Origin of the sequence: Floridaenema evergladense BLCC-F167 (assembly GCF_041929205.2) — a bacterium.
GTDB lineage: Bacteria > Cyanobacteriota > Cyanobacteriia > Cyanobacteriales > Aerosakkonemataceae > Floridanema > Floridanema evergladense.
Map to the genome: position 1 here is coordinate 267049 of NZ_CM171625.1, position 18362 is coordinate 285410.

Consider the following 18362-nt stretch of genomic DNA (forward strand, 5'->3'; position numbering starts at 1 on the left):
AGTAGGAAAAGTACATGAAAAATGGGATATATACCCTAGCTAATGATAAAGTCTATCACCAAATGGTGGCTTTGCTTAACAGTATAGAAGTTAACGTAGGCAAAGAAATACCAGTTTGTGTAATTGCTTATGATGATAATCTGGAACTGGTACGTGCAGAAATTGCTAAAAGGGAAAACGTTACCTTATTAGATAACCCTGATTTATTTGCCCGTTGGGAAGATTTTTCCTATCAAGTATGGAAAACTCATCCCAATGCGTTGCAAATTTGGCAAAAAAAGGGAATTAAAGGCGTTAATCGCATTGGCATGAATCGTCGCTACTGTGCTTTTGACCCAGAAGCACCTTTTGAGAAATTTGCCTATTTTGATGCTGATGTATTGATATTGAATTCTCTAGATTTGATTTTCAATACCTTAGAGAAAGAGGATTTTGTGGTCTATGATTTTCAGTACAAAGACCTATCACATATCTACAATATCAACAGCCATAAATTGTTAGAAGTTTTTCCTAAAAATCGCCTGGAATCGGAGATATTTTGCGCGGGATTCTATGCTGGAAAAAGAGGCTTATTTACTTCAGAAAAGTTACAACAAATAGTTGAACATTTAGCCGCAGGAGAAGCGGAAGTTTTGTATATGTCAGCGCCGAATCAATCGGTGTTGAACTATATGATCATGCGTTCTAACATTCCAGTCTATAACTTATCGCTAAATTTACCCAAGAGTCAAACAACGGGTTGTGCTGCTAATTCTACTCACTTTGAGTTTCGGGATAATGTGTTATATGACCGGGGGAATCGATTAACTTATCTACATTACATTGGGGTTTCTACTAAACTATTTAATCGACTTTGCGATGGAGAAAATTTGGAGTGTCCCTACCGGGAGATTTTTTTACATTATCGTTATCTGCATGAACCAGAAAAACGACCTCAGTTTACATCGAAAATAAAACCATACAACCCGCCTCCTAGTCTAGCAACCAGAGTATTGCGAAAATTAGGATTAAAACCTTGAGGAAAAAAACATGAGTCGTGGTATTTATATTGTGGCAAATGATAAAGTAGGGGAAAATGCGATCGCACTTTTAAACAGCATCCGTTACTACGACCCAGAAGTGCCAGTATTTTTAATTCCCTTTAATGACAATTACCAAAATGTAGCAGCAACTCTGGTTCAAAAACACAACGTCCAAATTTTTCCCGACCTAGATTTTCTTAACCAATTCACTAATAAAATTGCCGAAATCTTCGATCGCGACTTTCTCGCCCTACCCAACAAAATGCGAAAATTAGTAGCATGGTTTGGCCCATTAGATGAATTTCTCTACATTGATACAGACATTATTGTATTTGAGAAAATCGCTAACGTATTAGATTACTTGTCAAAATATGGCTTTATCTGCTGTGACTATCACCACGCAGGTAGAGGACTGCAAGATATTTTTTCCCCCGACATTAGAGAAAAGGGAATATTTACCGAAGAACAGTTAAGCGATGTCTTCAACAGTGGTTTTTGGGCATCCAAAAAAGGCGCAATTTCCGAAACTCAAATGTACGATCTATTGCGTGAATGTTCCCAACATCGCGAATATTTTGACTTTTCTCGACAAGTAACAGATCAACCAATTCTCAATTATATAGTTCTCAAAGCAATTCCCCAAAGGTTTAATCTGGTTAAAATTCCCGGAGGAGGGGCTGGTAGTTGGGCAGGTTCAAAACATTTTCAAGAAAAAGATCGCGCCCTTTATGATGGGGAAAAACGGTTACAGTATATCCATTGGGCTGGTATTGCCATGAAACCAGGTGCGCCCTATCAAGAACTGTGGGAATATTACCGTTATCTTAACGAACCAAAACCCACGCAAATATTTGCCGATGAAACAAATAATATCTGGCAACAGATGAGCGATCGAATCAAAAAATTATTTTCATAGTGTCTATTTAACTTCCAGTATTTTGTAAGATTTGTTCTCAAAAATAGTAGGAAACTCAGAGGCTTTTTTCTGCGGTACTATCCAATAATTGATTGGGAAGTGTGCCTGAAGAAGCTTTACATCTTGGTCGTTTATTTTCTGATACAAAACTTTCAGTTTTTGTCTACTTTTACCCTCAGTTAATCCAGGTTGGGTGATATCCAGCCCTAAAGCCTTCAATCTTTCTGCCCAGGTATTGACAAATGGGCGATCCCAAAGAATTGCTGAGCCATCTTTCCAAGTAACAAAAACTGAACGTTTTGCCAAACCGCGAAAACTGTCCCAACTCGGATCTACTAAAAATACGGCATCAGGGGAAGTTTTAGTATTTGCCCAATTAGCTACTTGTTGCATTGGCGGTGCAGGTTGAGAAATCAAAGCACCTATAAAAGAATTGCTTTTTGCTAGGCGAGTTTGGAAATTTTGTACTCCTATCAACAAAACCCAAATAGCTAGTAAGAAAGCGATCCGATTAGCACTTACTCGACACAAAAGGTAGTAAGAAACGGGGTGTAAAATCAGTGCAATAATGCCAACTGCCAGAATATAAGGGCCAATAATGGGATTCCAAATTAAGATAGTGCCAGCAAAAGCGGCGGCTAAAATAGCTCTCCTTTTCCAACCTTTGGTTTCTGCTAAATTTGCCGCACAAACTGAAACTAAAGCAACTGCGGCAAAGCAGTACCATAAGTCAGTAGCCCTGGCTGGGTGCATCACCAGCATTGAAGGTGATTTGGCAATGTAAGCAGCAACAAAAGCATATCCCAACCAAAGAATACTTACCCCAGCCCAAATTACACTATGTTTGAATAGTTGAGGCAATTTGTTTCTATTTTGATAAAGGAGAGTAATTACTAAAATAATTAGAGTAAAAAATCTCCCAAAGACTCCTTTATCCCAAGTCAAGGGATAAAGATGATAAGGAAAACGCACTGCACTAGCTATTAGCCATAATTTATTATCACTAGCACTACGACCGAATGCAGAAATGGTTAGAAATATAGCTGGAGAAGCTAAAATTAAAAATAAACCGAATGCTAAAAGCCATTTTTTCCAGGCTTTTAAGTATTGAGAATCGAGGAGGAATACTGCGCCAAAATATGTGAGAGCGTATGTTCCATACATACTATTGAAATTAAAACCAATTGCTGTCCAAATCGCGCAACGAATCGGTTGAAATTTGTAGAATGATGCAGTTGCTAGGAGAAAGAAAGGTATTGATAAGCCAGTTTGTTCAAAGTTGGCTGTGACGATCGTACCAGAACCCAGAATTGGTTCAATAACTAAGGCGAATAACGCCATTGCACCTACAGCAGCTAATTGAGAGTTAGGCACAAAAGCTTTCGCTAAGTTATAAGCTGCATATATTACTAACAGCCTTTCAGCTATAAATAAGATTAAAAATAATGGTTCTAGGGGAATAAAACGCACCAGTAAGGCAATTATTCGCCACAGCATAGATGCGTAATAAGACAGAGTATCGCCAAAGGGATCGTTAGCAAATAAAGTAGGATCGTTGAGTTGATAAACTAGCGGTATTTGTAAAGCTTGGTTACTAGAGTAAATAACGTATCCTGTAACCAGTAATGAGGATATATATAAAAGCAAAAAATATATATAAGTCGGGATTTTAAAGTCAGTTAGGAGAACCTTTTCCCAGGCTAATTTATTGCTAGAGTCAACAGTTGAGGGAGTTTTTTCTTGAGATGATAGTGAGTCTTCATTCATAGTGAATTTCTCTTTTTATCAATAGCAATAATTTTTGGATCGAAGGTTAACTGTTGCCGTTACTATCTCTATTAAGCGGGAGAATTTATAGTAGCTCGATCTAATTGTAAGAGATCGCAACCGTACCACCTAGCAGCTAATAATATTCCCAATAGGAGAGCTCCGCCAAAGAAGTAATGAGAGATAAATAGCCTGGAAACGAAGAACCGAAAAACTGGGTTGTTGGAACCACCAGCACTTTTGACAGGTAATGATACTAATATTGTGGCTATTCCCATTAAAGCTAACCAGAGGCGATTTTGAGGAATGGGTAATCGATCGCAAACATATAAAGATAAAGGTACAAGTAATAGAACATAGTAATGTGTCCAAGAAATTGGGCTGATAATAATTGCCAAACAAAGAACTATACAAAACTCTAGATTCGCCGTTTCTGAAGTAATTGGCTGTTGGGAACGCCAACATATCCAAATCGATCCGCCTATCAGTAAAACTAACAATAAATATCTCACTACTTTGAAACGCCAATCTACTTCTATGGGAGTTCCAGTTCCCAGTACGCTAGGACTAGCTACCAGACGAATCAAGAAACTATCTACTGATTGAACATTATATCTACTGATTGGTTTGCCAATGTAAGGTAGGATGGATTCTTGATACCAAACTCTATGTATATTAACACCAAAAATTAGTATCGACGCTCCTACAACTGCTAGGATAGTTCCTGTAAAACCTGCGAGTGCTTGCCATTTTTGCCGCGCCAGAAGATACCCACCAAAAAGCAGCAAAGGTAATTTTATTAGTGATGCGATCGCTAATAAAACTCCAGCCCAAATTTCCCGCTTTTCTGCCAATAAAAAAACTGCTGCCAACAAAGGCAACAGCATAAAATGCGTAGTATTTCCTTGCTTCAGACTATAGTATAAAGGCCCGTTAATCGCAAACATCCCCAACAAAACGATTTTTTTCCAGCCTGTAATACCTGTTTGCTTTACTAGATAAAAGTAAGTTGCAACAACTACTATTATGCCCAGTACTAACATAGCCATTTGAGCATTAAATTTATCTAAGAAAGCCAAAGGTATAAATAAATAGGCAATGATAGGAATATTCACAAACCCATTATACCCTTTACCTTTGTACAAACTTAAAGGATTTTCGATTACCCATCTTCCGGCTGTATAGTAAGCTTTAGTAAAGTCACCAAATGGAAATTTTGGGTCGGAAACATTCCACATAAACAGGATTATTAAGCAAGCTGGAATTCCATAACCTAGCCACAAATTCCATCGTTCTCTTAAAAATTTTTTACCAATATTGTTTAGTAATACTGTTCCTATAATTAAACCCAAAAAAATCAGGATTTCTTTCATTTTAATCCCTTATTCTGGTTAAAAAACTGATTTTTTGCCCACTGGCAGAGTCCAAAACTTGCTAAATAAAGATTACTTGCAAGTTCTTATCTTTTGTCAGGATAACAGCTGTCTTATAGCTTTTCTGCAAAATTAATATTTTGTATAAAAAAGCCAGTCCTTAACCACAAGTTAAAATGACTGACTTACAATAATTTTTTAACTGAGTGACTAATAACTCAAGTTGCTAGTTATAAGTCTGGCTCTTTCTTAGCCCTCCCTTATTAAGCGGGGGTTGGTAAAACTTTTGCATATCTTACCTTTTACCTTTTTTCAGCAAGCCCTAATTCTCTCCCAAGCTTTCAGGAAAAATTTAGCTGAAAGAATCTAAATCTAAAGCTTTCGATCCTCCCTTGTTTAACTGCATTAAAAGTTTGCCAAGTTGGAACCAAACTAGCCAACCCATAAAAACTGTCAGTGGGATAGAAATTGCGTAAGAGAGCCAAGTAGGAAAGCCAAAAATTTCTAACCCAGAGCCTAGAAAAACGCAAACTCCGATACAAATTCCGAAAAAAGGTAATTGTAACTGCGTTCCTTGTAATTTGGCAATAATTCGAGAGGAACGAGTTCTCGCCCATTCTTGTACCAATTCTTTAAGTGTTGCTTCAAAAGCTAAACCTGATGTAAGTCCTGCTAGCATTCCAGCTACTAGCAGAAAGTAGGGGGGGTCTTGAACTATGAACACGAATCACTCCCGAAACTATTAATTCTGAGATTAAATTTTATCAGGCAAAGGATGTTTTACTGTAAAGTTTGGCGACCGGAAAAAGCTGCCAATGCTTCTACAGATGGTAGGGTTGAAAATTCTGCCAATGCGCCTAAAGCTGCGTTAAAAATTTGGGATGGCTTAATTTCAGTCTTAATTAAATTCCATAGACGTTGGACTTCTTCGGTATGCAGTCGATCGTCCTCTGTTAAAGCCAGAACTAATTGACGACGGAGGAATTTACCTTCATCAGAGAGGAGATATTGTAAACCGAGTTGGGCGGTGGGGAAGAGGTCGAAAGTTTCATCTGTCCGCGCGATCGCAATTAGATTTTCTAACCGATGCCATTGGAATCTACCATCTTTAAATAACACCTCAATCAAACGTCGCCGTAACTGAGGAGTTTCTCCAGTTAACAATCTTCGCGCCACATAAGGATAAGCAACTTCCACAATCTTAAAATTAGGATTGATGCTCAGTGCTAAACCTTCTTGCGTCACCAAAGAACGAATAATTAAGGCAAATTTAGCGGGAACGCGGAAGGGATAATCATACATCAATTCCGAGAAGCGATCGGTAATCGTTTTAAAATTAAAATTCCTGACGCTTTCGCCCATCACATCGCCCAACACCGCTTCTAATGCTGGAATAATCGGACAAATATTGGTTTCTGGAGTTAAAAAGCCGAGTCTAACAAAATCCTCTGCTAAGTGCTCGTAATCTTTATTAATTAGATGTACCACAGCATCAACCAGAGTCTCTTTTGTCTCCTGCTCTAACTGATCCATCATCCCGAAATCAATATAAGCCATTTGACCACCCTGCACCCATTTAGCAGGTTGTCTTTCTGCATCAACCGGACATTGAGGCGGGATAGCAAACAAATTACCTGGGTGCGGATCGGCATGGAAAAATCCATGTTCTAATAGCTGTTGTAATCCTGATGTTACGCCAATCCGAATAATCGCATCGCTGTCGAGTCCCTGTTTTTCGATTTGTTCGGTGTCAGTGAGTTTAAGTCCGTGAATCCATTCTAAAGTCAACACCCGATGAGAACTATAGCGCCAGTAAATCACCGGAACTTTTACTTCTGGATTATCGCGGAAATTAGCCGCAAATTTTTCGGCGTTGCGCCCTTCGTTTAAGTAATCAATTTCTTCAAATAGCTTTGTCCCGAATTCATCGACAATTAAGGTTAAGTCATGCCCTAAATTAAGAGGTAGCCAAGGTGCTAACCAACTTGCTGCCCAACGCATTAAATATAAATCTAAAGTTATAACGGGAAGCAAGTTAGGACGTTGAACTTTAACTGCTACTTCTTCACCTGTTTTGAGTCGGGCGCGATAAACTTGCCCTAAGCTGGCGGCGGCGACTGGTTGCGGTGAAATACTTGGGTATGCTTCTGTTATCGGTCTTTTTAATTCGGTTTCGATAATTGTAAAGGCGATCGCAGTATCAAACGGCGGTAATTGATCTTGTAATTTGACTAACTCTTCTAAAAAGTCTTTACGAATTAAGTCTGGTCTTGTTGAGAGTGCTTGACCTACTTTAATAAATGTCGGCCCCAGGTGAGTAAGAATTTCCCGTAACTGGCAGGCTCGTCTTGACTTATTCTCCTCTACTTGCCCCGACCATTCATCTAACTTTAACCCTAAAATAAACCCGGCAAACATCCAGATTACGGTTAAAGTCCGCCATATTGCTAACCAAGGACGTTTTTTGTAGTAATTAGCGATCGCTTGTGGATTATACCTTCTTGACTCAGCTAGTTGATGTTGACTCACGCTTATGTCTGCCTGTTGAAACGAAAAGTTTTTTTTATGAAATGGCTTCCTTTAGGAACGCCTTTATTTCACCCAATCACAAGAATAGTAATGATCTCTGGGTAATACTTCCGCAAAATTTGCTAACTTTACCCGTCGATTTTTACTTTTATTTTTTACGTTTTATTAACTCTAGTATACAAAACTATAATACTTACCGTCCAAAAGAATCAACTATTGGGGATCAATGATTTTCTTTTATAAAGCAAATGCTTTTTGTCAATTTTAATTAACAAATCTTATTAAAAGCCATCAACAAAAATTTACTTCAGAAATACTGTTGAGGCTGGAATGCTATCTAGCGACGTTCCTTAATAATTGTTTCAGAAACAGGTTTACTCTGTACCTGAATGAGTTTTCGTTCTGTTTGTCGAGTGGAAGAGGGTTGTTTGATTTTTGTCACTAATCCAGAATTTAATAGTGCTTGGTGAAATTTACTTTGTTGAGTTGGTTCTTTTGTCTCCTCTATTTCCTTGACTTTACAAATGAGGAGAATCTCTTTTTCTCGACAGACAATAGCTTTTTTAATTTGCTGTAATTCATCTAAATCAATGTAGTTTTAGTGCTGGAGATGGCGTGGATCGATCGCTCTCACCACCACAATCCCCATTGAATTTTTGACGTTTCTCACATATCTTTGTAGATCGCGGGCAATTGTTACCGTTCCCGCTGGTGAAGCGTGAATAAAACCAACTCTGCCGTTAGCATAACGATAAACTAATCCGGTGTGGGTGAAATCTAAACCAGGAATATTGGTAGCAACAGCAATAATATCTCCTGGTTGGAGTTGGGAATAAACGCGACTAATACGATATTTATAAATATAATTAATATTGAATCCAGCTAAGTGAGATTCCATTTTCACAATACATTGATAATTAGCATCATTGTTAACCATTTGCGGGTATCGGTTGCGATTTTTGCTCATGAAATTGATAGTCTTGTTCTGACTGATAACGCCTAATTCTAAAGAAATATTTTGCACATTTCCCCGGTTTTGATTATCAATAATCCAATCAGAGAAGTAATGTAAGCGACGACAATATTCTGGGAGTTCTCCGTTGCGATAACGTTGGTTTTGGAGATGATTGACAAAGGTTTGATAAGAGTAATCTTTAACTGCTATTCCGCGAGCGATCGCTAAAACTGTTTCGACAAATAAAACACAATCAAACTTATCTAGCGTGACAAGTAAAGTTTCTGGCTTTTGTTGATCTAATAAATTTGCTTTGTACTGTGTGCCAAGGAAAGATTTAGCAACTTCCTGCATAATTTCGCTCATTGAGAGATTAGATAAGTTCTGCTCTTGAGCGTATTGCATCAGTTTTTGAAAACGTAATTCCTCCGAAGTTCCTACTTTTTGGACTAAGATATTTTTGGGCTTTTGGAGTGCCAAATTTATGATTTCATCAGCAGTTACACCAACCAAAAACTGCGGTTTTAGTGGAGTATAATCAGCAGAAAAAGAGTGATTTGCCCCAGGTTGGCAAACAACTAAAGATAAACTACTTGCGATCGCACCCAATACAACTACCTTAAAAAATTTGCTCATTTGTCAAAGTTAGGAAAATTTAGCGATAGAGTCACTTTCCGTTAACGACAGTATCATAGTAATGGTTACTCCCAAACATTCTTAATAAATAAATTAACTTACATTTAATAAAATTTTAAGTTTTGATTAAACCGGACAAATTTAAGGTAAATATACCTCTCAAGATGTAAGTCAGCAATTTAAAAGACAGAGAAAATTTTTGGTGTCAAGTCAAGAAAAACACAATCCTGAACTCAAGAAAAATTCAGGATAAATTCACTATGTACTAACCTTGTTTGAGGTATATATATGCAATTTTTTTCTAATCAGAATAGCCCAATCAAAAGATTTTTAATAACCAGTATTTTGGTAGCAGCTTTAGTAGTTGGTTTTGCCGTAAAAAACCACGAATTTACTGCATTTAACCCGCCAACCTTGGAACTGAAAGCTTACGCACAAAAACCAGATAATGAAGCACAACCAGCGCCACAAACAGAGAGTAAACAGGCAGAAAATGGAGAATCACAAGGTAAAGAAGAAGAGAAAATAGATATTACTAAAATGGTCATGGGTGCATTAGCGGGACTAGTGCTATTCTTGTATGGTGTAACCCGAATGGCTGATGGGTTAAAGGAAGTTACAGGCGATCGCGCCAAAAGAATTCTAAGTAGATTCACAACCAATCCTTTTGCTGGAGTGTTAACAGGTGCAGCCGCTACAACAATATTAGACTCCTCATCAGTTACCATCATTATGGTAATTGCAATGGTTAGCGCTGGACTATTAACATTTGTCCAATCTCTAGGCGTAGTAATGGGTTCTAATATTGGCACAACTATCGGTGCACAAATTATTGCTTTTGAGATTAATCAATATGCACCGATCGCTTTATTAATTGGTGCTATTTTGATTTTCTTCGGTAGAAACGAAAGTCAAAAACACATTGGAATGGTTACATTTGGCGTAGGGTTACTATTTTTTGGTCTAGAGGTAATGGGTGATGCAATGGAACCTCTAGAAAAATCGCAAACTTTCATTAATTGGATGCAAACATTGGGACAGCACCCATTACAAGGCGCACTTATTGGGGCACTTTTCACAGTTTTAATTCAATCTTCTTCTGCCACTGTGGGAATTATTGTTACTCTAGCTAGTCAAGGTTTGATTTCATTGCCAGCAGGAATTGCTTTAATGTTGGGTGCAGAAATTGGTACCTGTTCTGATACTATTGTTGCCACAATTGGTAGAGGTAGTTCTGCCATACGCACAGGTGTTTTTCACCTGTTTTTTAACTTAATTACTGCTGCTTTAGGGCTAATATTTGCCACTCAATTAGCGCAACTTGCACAATGGATTTCTTTTGGGGCTGATGTACCACGTCAAATTGCCAATGCTCAACTAATATTTAATCTATTAGGAGTAGCATTGTTTATTGGATTTACTCCTTGGATTGCGAGTGCTTTACAAAAACTAATTCCTGGTAGAGAATCAGATAACGATCGCCATGATGATTCCGATTCTGGCAATTCTGGTACTAACTGGAAACGGATCAAAGAAACAGTGGAAACGCAGCAAAGTTAAAAGACTTGGAGAAATAAGTGATACCTTCGCCATCGCCACAATTACAACGAGAGTTGGGAGTTTTTGGTGCTATCATGATGGGCTTGGGGTCGATTATCGGCACAGGCGTATTTGTTAGCATTGGGATTGCTGCCGGAATAGCAGGATCAGCAGTAATTTTAGCAGTAGGAATTGGGGCATTAGTAGCAATTTGCAACGGTTTAAATAGCGCCCAACTTGCTGCTAATCATGCCGTAAGTGGAGGGACTTACGAATATGGTTATAAATATCTCAATCCTTGGTTGGGATTTACCGCAGGTTGGATGTTTTTAGTCGCCAAAAGTGCTTCTGCGGCGACTGCTGCATTGGGTTTTGCGGGATATTTGCTTAATGCTTTTGGTGTATCTAATCGGAATTTGTTAGTTGCGATCGCATTAGTTGCAGTAACTTTGTTTACGGTCATTATTCTTTTGGGAATTAAGCGATCGAATACTGCGAATATTGCGATCGTCTCCATTACCTTACTAACACTTGGTTTTTTTATAATTGCCGGATTACCAGTATTAACAACCCAAGGATTAACTAATCTTACACCATTTTTCGCCACTCCAAATCAAGAATCAATTAATCCCATTACAGCTATACTTCATGCTAGTGCTTTAATGTTTGTTGCTTACACGGGTTATGGAAGAATTGCTACTTTGGGGGAAGAAGTTAGAGAACCGAGAAAAACTATTCCTAAAGCAATTATTTTGACAATGATTGTCACAATGTTGCTTTACATTGTAGTAGCAATAGTCAGTGTGGGAACTGTAGGCGCAGACACACTTAGTCAAGCAGCAACTAGCAAAGCAGCACCTTTAGAAGTAGCGGCGCGAAGTTTCGCCATTCCGGGAAGTTCTCAAATTATTGCCATTGGTGCAATTACGGCGATGTTAGGAGTACTTCTCAATTTAATTTTAGGTTTATCTCGCGTAGTTTTAGCAATGGGAAGACGTGGAGATTTACCGAGAGTTTTTGGCAGATTAAATGAGACAGGTACGACTCCATTTTGGGCGGTGATAATTGTAGGAATTGCGATCGCTTTTCTAGTGTTAATTGGGAATGTCAAAACTACTTGGTCTTTCAGTGCTTTTAGCGTATTAATTTATTATGCTATCACCAATTTAGCAGCATTAGCAATTCCATCTGAAGGAAGACTTTACCCAAAAGCGATCGCTTGGTTAGGTTTATTAGCTTGTTTATTTCTCGCCTTTTGGGTAGAACAACAAATTTGGTTAACTGGATTAGGATTAATTATTGCTGGCTTAATTTGGCATAAAATTGCCCAAACAGTGAAAAATAGAAACTGAAGATACTGTTAACCCAAGTTCTACAAATATTCTGGTTTTGATCCCCCCTAACTACCCTTAATAAGGGGGAAATTTAAAGTCCCTCTTATTAAGGAGGGAATTCAACAAACAAGTGAATTCAAAGTCCCCCTTAATAAGGGGGATTTAGGGGGATCGAACCTATTTATGATGGCGAATTCACCTTAGATTTAGCTTCCAAATTTTCCACGCGACTTTTCAATTCTTGATTCTCTTTTTTCAGTAAATCAAGTTCCTCCCGTAACTGTTTCACAGATCGATCGCTACCCACATTTTTCTGTACCTTTTGTACTGCTTCTTCTGCAATACGACGCACTCTTCCATCAGGTGTTTGATTAGCTAAAGATTGCAATACAGGTATTGCTTTCGCTATTTCCATTTGTCCTAAAGCGGTGACAACTGCTACTTGAGTTAGGAAGAAACTTTCCTTGGAAATATCAGCTAATTGTTCCACAATCCACTCTACATTATTAGCAGTTTGTCCGGTGGAAATTGTGCCTAAAGCGCGAATTGCAGCTAACCTTAAAGCTTGAGGAATTCCGGGGTGAGTGTATTCTAAAATCAGGTTTAAAGCCACAGGAGAAGTCTTTAATTGACTTAATCCTGCGATCGCACCAACCCGAACTACTTCATTCCAACCAGCCCTCTCTCTTAAGATAGTAGAAAGTAGCGCGATCGCTTCATCTTCTTTATCTTTTAAAGTCGCTGAATTCATCATGCTACCAAGAGAATTTGCTGTTGCTGATTCTACATAATAACTTTCGTCACCAGCTTGCAACAATTCTTTTAATGCTGTATAACTTTCGGTGGTTTTAATGTTAGCTAAAGCATTGACTACAGCCCGACGTACTAAGGGATTTCGATCGCTTAATCCCTTAGTTAAAGCAACTCCTGCTTGATCGAGTTTGATTTCTGAAAGTTGTTTCGCAACTTCCGATCTCACACCCCAAAAAGCATCATTTTCTAAGGCTTCTGATAAAGCTTTGACAGCTTCTAAACCACCTTTTTTCGCCAATGCTTCCGCCGCAAAAATCCGCGAAACTGGATCGGGGTCATATTTTAATTGTGCTTTTAATTCGGGAATAGCATATTCCAAAGCGACGGTTTTTAAGCAGTAATTTCCCAAGTCAAAACTGATAAAATCCGGTTTCTCAGCTAAGGGGAAGTAAAAGCTTTGATCCTGTTCATGCACTCGCACTGTAAAGGTTTTAAATTCCGAGAATTTCTCATCTTTTACATAACCAAAGGCAATGGGAATTTTCAGATCGAACAAATCATTTTTATTTCCGTTGTTACCGGATTTTGCTTGAGTTTGGGTTACGGTAACTTTCGCCAGTTTGCTATCAGCATCCCAGGAATAAGCTACTTTGTAATCGGGATGTCCGCCTCGATAAACATACTGATCGAATAAAAAGAGTAAATTTCGACCTGTAGCTTTTTCGATCGCCCTCAGCAAATCAATAGTTTCTACTGTTTTGTGAGCATTTTCTTGGACAAACTTATGAATTGCAGTATTAAACAATTCATCTCCCAATTCTCCGCGAATCATGTGATAAACACAAGCACCTTTTTCGTAAAGGTGGCGATCGTAAAGTTCGATCGCTTCCCGATAAACATGAGTTACAATTGGGCGACGATAGCGACTGCTATCTTCCGCTAAATAACTCCGCGCCTCATTCAAAATATAGTAAGCAGCATCATCTTTTCCGTACTCTTTTTCTGTCCAAAGTACCTCGGAATAAGATGCCATTCCTTCTTTAATCCAAGCATGAGACCAATGTTTAATTACCACCAAATCACCGAACCATTGGTGGGCGAGTTCATGGGCGACTAAACTTTCACTCAAGCGGTTATCTAAAGATGCTCTTTCATCTAACAAACATCTGTCAGTTAAAAGAGTAGTAGAAGTATTCTCCATTCCCCCAAAAATAAAATCATCGACGCACACTTGGGCGTACTTGGGAAATGGATAAGGATAACCAAATTTTTCACTGAAAAATTCGATCATCTTCGGCGTTTTGCCCATCGTTCGACGAGCATCTTCTTCCCGAATTTTTTCTACATAATAAGTGACAGGTTTGCCATTCCATTCATCTTGAATTTCGGCAAAATCTCCCACCGCTAAAGTCATTAAATAAGTAGGATGAACTTCCCTTTGCAACCAATGGTAAATTTTCCCATCTCCCGCATCTTCGGTATTAATTAATTCCCCGTTGGAAATCGCAATTAAAGGTTGGGGAACTTGCACCCGAATTTCGGAAGTTGCCAGTTGTCCGGGATAATCAAAACAGGGAAACCAAAACCGCGAATCTTCATCTTCTCCCTGCGTCCAAACTTGCGTCGGTTTGTTGGGATAATGTTCGTTAGGAGTGATGAAATAAATCCCTCGTTGGGGATTTTCCGCAGCGTAAGCAATCACAATAGTAATTGGTTTTCCTACCTGCGTCGGGGTGGCGAGTCGAATATGCAACTGTTCGCCATCGTACTCAAAATTCTGCGCTACATTATCAACCTCGACTGAGTGAATGTTTAAGTTAACTGCGTCTAAGGTCAAATTTTCAATTCCCGATCGCACTGGTGCTAACCTAATACTGCAACTCCCTTTACAAGTATGCTTGGGAATATCCAGCGCCAAATCTAAAAAGATATGTTCTACTTGTCCGGGGCGATCGGGATTATAATGCGGTCGGGCTCCCGGCAATTCAAAAGATTTGTGACTATTCGTTTCAGAATCGAAATATGATTGCAACTTCATCTCGGCTTAAGCCTGGGTAAAAATGGAAGCGAATTAAATATACTTTCCAGGTTAACGCCTTTGGGACTTAACGTAATCGGATTAGCGAAAGGTGCAAAAGAGAGTGTCGGAAAACACAAAGTTATTTAGAAAGCTTAATTATTTATAAAGATTACTAAAAATATAACTATTTATAAGAAATATCATATATTTTCCTATTGCCAAATTCCAAAACTACTCTAGAATTTACTCATTGTCTGTTATGGAATTCTACCTAGACAATAAAATATTCCTTTTTCTTGCCTACGAAAAAGTACTCATCAGTACTCTGGTAGCTCCTAGAATTCCCCGAAAAAAGTATTGTTTAATGTGAGGTGAGGATAATGTTAAGCCAAAAAATCTCTAAAACCCCCGAATTACGTGAGGTTCCTAAGTCATCTAAGTTCCCTAAATTCAAGGCTTTAGGTATTGGTGCAGCTATTCTCATTGCTGGTGGTGCCACAACTGGTTACTTATACTTACGAGGTGTGTTTAGCGATCTCAGTCCATTAGCCAGCGCCAAATTAGTTCCAGATGAAGCACTAGTAGCAGGTGTAGTGTCTACAGATAGCAAACCTTGGTCAAATTTGCAACAATTTGGCACTTCAGAAGCGCACAAGATTATCAGTGACAGCGTAACTAACCTACAAAAACAGCTGTTTGCTGAGAATACAAAGATAGATTATGCAACAGATATTCAGCCTTGGCTAGGTAGTTTAATGGTGGCAATTTTACCAAGCAACAATACGCAAGAAGTTGCCAATACTAACGACCCAAATTATTTAATTGTTATAGGTATTAAAGATAAAATTAGCGCTATCAGTTTTGCTACTAAATTAAAAAAATCGTCTGGTGGGGAAAAAAGCGAGAGTAACTATAAAGGCGTGAAGATTTGGGAATGTACCAGTAAAAATCACAACACTTACATAGCGCTATTGAACGAGCATTTGGTGATTTCTCCACAGAAACGATCGCTAGAAGCAGCAATTGATACTTCTAAAGGCGAGCCTTCATTTGCGGATAAAGTAGGTGTGGATTTGATGTTGGAGAAGGGTATAGATTTACCCAACGAAATTGCAGAAATTTATGTACCTGAATCTAAAAAAGTGATTAGTGAGGTGTTGGATAAACACGCAGGTATCAGTCAGTTAACTCCAGCATCAATACAGGAGTTAAAAAATATGAAATCTGTGGTAATGGGGGTGGGAATAGATAATTTAGGAATTAGGATAAAAGCGATCGGAGAAAACCAGCAAAACTCCATTAAACAAGCAGAGTTTCAACCAACACCAGGGAAAATGGTATCTAAATTCCCCTTGAATACAGTAGCGCTAGTGAGTGGATATGGAATTAGCCAAGGTTGGAAAGACGCAATAGCACAAGCGAAGAAGAATCCCCAATTTAACAATCAGGTTAACGTAATTCGCAATTATCTCAAAGAAAACGTCAAGTTGGATTTAGATAAAGACGTTTTACCTTGGATGGATCGAGAATTTGCTGTTGGTGCATTTCCGGTGACTGAAGGCGTGTTAGCACCTATGGGTTTTAGTGCAGCTTTAGTTGTGAAAACTAGCGATCGCCAAGCCACTGAAACCGTATTAAAAAAATTAGATAGATTGGCAAGAACTAACTCGATAAATATCGATCGCCGACACATTGAAGGCAAACCTGTTACCGAATGGTCAAACAATCAAGGAGTATTATTAGGACATGGTTGGTTAGACAAAGAATCAATGTTTGTCGCCGTCGGTCGTCCCATTGTTGAAGCAATGGCAAGCAGTTCTAAAACTTTAGACAAAAACCAATCTTTCCAAACAGTTACCAATTCATTACCGAAGCCAAATACAGGTTCTTTCTATGTCGATATGGACACAGTAATGTCTGTATTTAATAATAATTTTCTCCTGAATCTTCAACTACCTCTTTCCTCAGATACCTGTGCTATGTTGAATTCCATTCGCGGTATTGGAGTTACAGCTAACAAAGTTAACTCGTCAACCAGCGAAATGGAAATTGTGTTAGCCTTAAAACCAAAAGAATCACAATCAGTAGCCAAAGGTCAATAATTATTAGTCATTAGTCATTAGTCATTTGCGATCGCAAGATTGGTTTATAAGCTGTTCCGCATTTAAATTGGATTGTTTGGAAACAGAAGAAAATTGGTCTAATTCTCTCCCCTGCTCCCCTGCAATCTTCATAAGTGATTTAAATGCGTGACAGCTTATCTGCATCATGTCCCAAACTTGGTAGGATTAAATAGGCGAAATTCTAGAAATAACAAAAGATTAATGACTAATGACTAATCAGACGACTGCAACAGTAAATACTACTCCAGGGTTAGCTTCTCACTTAGTTAATGGAGTACTCGCTATTAAACCTTTGGCAGCTGTCGCCAAGCATCAAGCTCGTGAGATGATGATTAAAAGAGCCGAAAAAATTGGCGTACCTTGGCGACAATTAGTTCGGGAATTAAGGCAGGAAAACTGGGAAAGTTACTTACAAAAAGTACAAAATCAGAATTTAACTTATCCAAACTATTATGTGCGATCGTTCCACGCCTATAAAGAAGGAAATCTGGGTTGGGAACCCGCATTAGAAGTCGAATCTGCTGCTCATGCAGTCCATTCTACAATCTGGTCTAAAGTTCCCGCAATTGACGGAGATGCCAAACTTCGGCAGAGTTATCATAACATCTTAAAACAGCAAATTTCTACCTCACCTCAAGATATTTTAGACCTGGGTTGTAGCGTCGGAATGAGTACTTTTGCGCTGCAACAAGTTTATCCCCAAGCAAAAATTACAGGCGTTGATTTATCACCTTATTTTCTAGCAGTAGCCGAGTACCGTTCTCAACAAAGAAATCTTTCAATTAATTGGGTTCATGCTGCTGCGGAATCAACAGGTTTACCCGATACTTCCTTTGATTTAGTTTCCATCTTTTTAATGTGTCATGAATTGCCACAATCAGCAACAAAAGAAATTTTTCGCGAAGCTAAACGTTTGTTACGTTCAAATGGTCACATTGCCATTATGGACATGAATCCTCAATCTTCAGCTTACAAGAAAATGCCTCCTTACATTTTCACTTTGCTGAAAAGTACTGAACCTTACTTGGATGAATATTTCACATTGGATATTTCCCAAGCTTTAGTAGAAGCAGGTTTTTCTGCACCAACTATTACTCCAAATAGTCCTCGCCATCGCACAATTATCGCCAAAGTTAATTAAAAATTAATAAAGACTGATTGTAGGGGCAGCAAATTAGCTCGCTTATTCGTAAACCAGATCCCCTACAATTTCTCTGTATTTTAATCCTATAAATTAAAAATAATATTTCTAAAGAGTAAAAACGTCTAACATAAAATTTGTTAATTATTTGTTATGGCATCAAGAAATTTAATATAATTTAAAATTTCCTAAAATTAACGAATTTATTTCTAAATCAACTTACCAAGAGTTGAGTAGTAACCCAACAAACAATC

The 18362-nt window shown here is 38.3% G+C and carries 12 protein-coding genes; 6 read left to right on the forward strand and 6 right to left on the reverse strand.

Translation table 11 applies throughout. The features are described from left to right. Positions 1-14: 14 nt before the first annotated feature. Together ACE1CA_RS01205 and ACE1CA_RS01210 are read left to right on the forward strand one after the other, a co-directional pair. Positions 15-1019: an Npun_R2821/Npun_R2822 family protein gene (locus tag ACE1CA_RS01205; protein ID WP_413277783.1), complete on the forward strand. Its 1005-nt coding sequence runs from the start codon at positions 15-17 to the stop codon at positions 1017-1019. A gap of 10 nt (positions 1020-1029) precedes the next feature. Further along, the gene (locus ACE1CA_RS01210) at positions 1030-1938 is read left to right on the forward strand and encodes an Npun_R2821/Npun_R2822 family protein (RefSeq protein WP_413277782.1); all 909 of its coding nucleotides are present in this window, start codon (positions 1030-1032) and stop codon (positions 1936-1938) included. 3 nt (positions 1939-1941) lie between these two features. Here the strand turns inward: ACE1CA_RS01210 and ACE1CA_RS01215 are convergent, their stop codons facing one another. The 5 genes from ACE1CA_RS01215 to ACE1CA_RS01235 form a co-directional block, all read right to left on the reverse strand. Continuing rightward, entirely contained in the window at positions 1942-3705 is a 1764-nt protein-coding gene (locus tag ACE1CA_RS01215) for a DUF6798 domain-containing protein (protein WP_413277781.1), read from the reverse strand. A 71-nt stretch (positions 3706-3776) separates the two neighbouring features. Next, positions 3777-5078 (reverse strand): glycosyltransferase family 87 protein, encoded by a 1302-nt coding sequence (locus tag ACE1CA_RS01220; RefSeq protein ID WP_413277780.1) that lies wholly within the window; start codon positions 5076-5078, stop codon positions 3777-3779. Positions 5079-5430: 352 nt separating this feature from the next. Continuing rightward, complete coding sequence (locus ACE1CA_RS01225) at positions 5431-5757, reverse strand: hypothetical protein (RefSeq protein WP_413277779.1); 327 nt, start codon at positions 5755-5757, stop codon at positions 5431-5433. A 101-nt stretch (positions 5758-5858) separates the two neighbouring features. Continuing rightward, positions 5859-7607, reverse strand: coding sequence for an ABC1 kinase family protein (locus ACE1CA_RS01230; RefSeq protein WP_413277778.1), 1749 nt, complete (start codon positions 7605-7607; stop codon positions 5859-5861). Positions 7608-8205: 598 nt separating this feature from the next. Next, the gene (locus ACE1CA_RS01235) at positions 8206-9198 is read right to left on the reverse strand and encodes an N-acetylmuramoyl-L-alanine amidase-like domain-containing protein (RefSeq protein ID WP_413277777.1); all 993 of its coding nucleotides are present in this window, start codon (positions 9196-9198) and stop codon (positions 8206-8208) included. Positions 9199-9486: 288 nt separating this feature from the next. Between ACE1CA_RS01235 and ACE1CA_RS01240 the strand changes: the two genes are divergently transcribed. Together ACE1CA_RS01240 and ACE1CA_RS01245 are read left to right on the forward strand one after the other, a co-directional pair. Continuing rightward, positions 9487-10758 carry a Na/Pi cotransporter family protein gene (locus ACE1CA_RS01240; RefSeq protein ID WP_413278842.1) on the forward strand — a complete coding sequence of 424 codons (1272 nt, stop codon included), beginning with the start codon at positions 9487-9489 and terminating at the stop codon, positions 10756-10758. A 74-nt stretch (positions 10759-10832) separates the two neighbouring features. Next, a complete protein-coding gene (locus ACE1CA_RS01245) occupies positions 10833-12089 on the forward strand; it encodes an APC family permease (protein ID WP_486517947.1) in 1257 nt (418 codons plus the stop codon). Between the two features lie 163 nt (positions 12090-12252). Here the strand turns inward: ACE1CA_RS01245 and ACE1CA_RS01250 are convergent, their stop codons facing one another. Continuing rightward, a complete protein-coding gene (locus tag ACE1CA_RS01250; protein ID WP_413278844.1) occupies positions 12253-14862 on the reverse strand; it encodes a M1 family aminopeptidase in 2610 nt (869 codons plus the stop codon). A gap of 362 nt (positions 14863-15224) precedes the next feature. Here ACE1CA_RS01250 and ACE1CA_RS01255 point away from each other — a divergent pair, with 362 nt between their 5' ends. After that, a complete protein-coding gene (locus ACE1CA_RS01255; protein ID WP_486517607.1) occupies positions 15225-16946 on the forward strand; it encodes a DUF3352 domain-containing protein in 1722 nt (573 codons plus the stop codon). Between the two features lie 229 nt (positions 16947-17175). After that, the gene (locus ACE1CA_RS01260; protein WP_413278846.1) at positions 17176-18108 is read left to right on the forward strand and encodes a class I SAM-dependent methyltransferase; all 933 of its coding nucleotides are present in this window, start codon (positions 17176-17178) and stop codon (positions 18106-18108) included. Positions 18109-18362 lie beyond the last annotated feature (254 nt).

Bases quoted from the DNA above. Each gene is read 5' to 3' on its own strand.
- ACE1CA_RS01205 (WP_413277783.1), top strand. From the start codon at position 15: ATGAAAAATGGGATATATACCCTAGCTAATGATAAAGTCTATCACCAA.
- ACE1CA_RS01210 (WP_413277782.1), top strand. From the start codon at position 1,030: ATGAGTCGTGGTATTTATATTGTGGCAAATGATAAAGTAGGGGAAAAT.
- ACE1CA_RS01215 (WP_413277781.1), bottom strand. From the start codon at position 3,705: ATGAATGAAGACTCACTATCATCTCAAGAAAAAACTCCCTCAACTGTT.
- ACE1CA_RS01220 (WP_413277780.1), bottom strand. From the start codon at position 5,078: ATGAAAGAAATCCTGATTTTTTTGGGTTTAATTATAGGAACAGTATTA.
- ACE1CA_RS01225 (WP_413277779.1), bottom strand. From the start codon at position 5,757: ATGCTAGCAGGACTTACATCAGGTTTAGCTTTTGAAGCAACACTTAAA.
- ACE1CA_RS01235 (WP_413277777.1), bottom strand. From the start codon at position 9,198: ATGAGCAAATTTTTTAAGGTAGTTGTATTGGGTGCGATCGCAAGTAGT.
- ACE1CA_RS01240 (WP_413278842.1), top strand. From the start codon at position 9,487: ATGCAATTTTTTTCTAATCAGAATAGCCCAATCAAAAGATTTTTAATA.
- ACE1CA_RS01245 (WP_486517947.1), top strand. From the start codon at position 10,833: ATGATGGGCTTGGGGTCGATTATCGGCACAGGCGTATTTGTTAGCATT.
- ACE1CA_RS01250 (WP_413278844.1), bottom strand. From the start codon at position 14,862: ATGAAGTTGCAATCATATTTCGATTCTGAAACGAATAGTCACAAATCT.
- ACE1CA_RS01255 (WP_486517607.1), top strand. From the start codon at position 15,225: ATGTTAAGCCAAAAAATCTCTAAAACCCCCGAATTACGTGAGGTTCCT.
- ACE1CA_RS01260 (WP_413278846.1), top strand. From the start codon at position 17,176: ATGACTAATCAGACGACTGCAACAGTAAATACTACTCCAGGGTTAGCT.